At 30.1% G+C, this 1,404-nt stretch carries 2 protein-coding genes; both read right to left on the reverse strand.

What is annotated here, in order from left to right:
- Window positions 1-339 precede the first annotated feature (339 nt).
- Complete coding sequence (locus QUH73_RS20680) at window positions 340-696, reverse strand: hypothetical protein (protein WP_289532345.1); 357 nt, start codon at window positions 694-696, stop codon at window positions 340-342.
- 44 nt (window positions 697-740) lie between these two features.
- Window positions 741-1,404 (reverse strand): hypothetical protein (locus QUH73_RS20685; RefSeq protein ID WP_289532346.1); only part of this gene is annotated, 664 nt, incomplete at its 5' end.

The raw sequence follows: 1,404 nt of genomic DNA on the forward strand, positions 1-1,404 counted from the left end.
ACTGCTCAAATTTATAGTTCGACTTACTCTATTTCCTGCAGCATCGTAGGCAAAAGTAACTTGTGCCTTTAATGCTGAAGTGGTAAATAATACACTTATAAATAGTATTAATATTTTTCTCATTTTGTTTTTTTAAAATCCTTATTAGAGCTGTAGAAATAGTAATTGTACTCAACTATTTTAATAAAAATTGCTAATCTCCTCCAATGTTAAAAAACACAAGAAATCATATTCCTGCAATATTACCATTTGTAGCAATTCATGAATAAATAATCGCTTGACTCTTTTTTAATTATTATCATGAGTCACAGACTTACAAAAGTAAGTAGGGTCAATAGATTATTGCTTAATCCATTTAAGAGAAATAATTGATCCCAATATTCCAAAAATGCCCCAATACAACATTAATATCATACCAATTTTAAATTGATCATCTAGTACATATCCAACACCAATAAATAAATTTATTAATGTTATTAAAACGCCAAATATAAAAGTAGTATATCGCCAGATTTTATTTTGAAATAAAACAGGAATTATTGAAGGTATTAGAAGAATAACAAACCAATAAATTCCAGATGTAAAAGTACCAAAAGTTAACTCAAATGGTGTAATAACTAAATTGAATAAATAAATAATTATTCCTAAAGCATTTATTAAAAATAATGCAAACAATCGCAGTCTTATCTTATTCATAATTAATTTTATTTTTTTTTATAAAAATTGATAAAAAGAAATATCTACCATCCTAAACCCTCAAACCATTTTGGTAAAAGAGGAGATATTGGATCATATGGAGTAATTTGAGTTCTTTCATCTCCCGGGACATATCCTCCAGCTTTTATTAAATCATTGCGTCGATTTTCTCCTTCTTTATACCCTTGAAGATATCCAAAATAATTACCATCAATATAACCAGCATTTAGACCAGCTCCATATGGATTGTCACTAGATAAAAACCAAAATGCACGTCTTAATGACTTAGGGTAGCTACTACTTGATGGATAATAAAACTTTCGTCCCAAAAGCCCATTGTAACTTCCTTTTACATATGCATCACCCCAATTATCATTATAAGCTTTATCGTATCCCGCATTGAATTTCTCCTTAGAAGATAAATTACTTTCTCCAAGAAACCCAATACTCGAAGGAATTTCCACAAATCTAATAGGCTCCTTTACCAAATGTAAAGTACTCCCTTTATAATAACGTTGAGTCCCAACACTTGTATACGCATCTTTAGAAACATATCTTGCAACAACATCTTTTTGAAGATCACTTTTTCGCACCCAATTACCTGTTGGCCCCTCAATATACAAATCTTCATAAGAAGGCCCCGGAATATTCAATGACCCATCAAAATTATAAATAGTTCCCAGATTCCAGCTCATTCTTGATCCTCCA

The sequence above is a fragment of the Labilibaculum sp. K2S genome (assembly GCF_030372765.1).
GTDB lineage: Bacteria > Bacteroidota > Bacteroidia > Bacteroidales > Marinifilaceae > Labilibaculum.